This is a genomic window from Bacillus sp. JJ664, from assembly GCF_036962205.1.
Taxonomy (GTDB): domain Bacteria; phylum Bacillota; class Bacilli; order Bacillales; family Bacillaceae_G; genus Gottfriedia.
On sequence record NZ_JBALMS010000002.1, the window covers coordinates 42,922 to 43,188 of the forward strand.

The window sequence follows — 267 nt, forward strand, 5'->3', positions numbered from 1 at the left end:
TTTGTTAAAAATTACAGAATTTTGTAATAGTTTTGTAACCTTTTATTAAAAATTATAAATTTACATACTATTTAATTTTCTATATAATGAATAATATGTAAAATTCGACTTAATACATACTAGTTTTTAACACAATCGTCGAATGCTAGAAGAAATTGAGGAAAACTATCTATATTAATAAAAATATTCAGAATTTATAATAAAAACAGGAAATAAATTTTTATTGTCGAAATAATCGGTAATAAGATATGAAATTCACTATAGAAG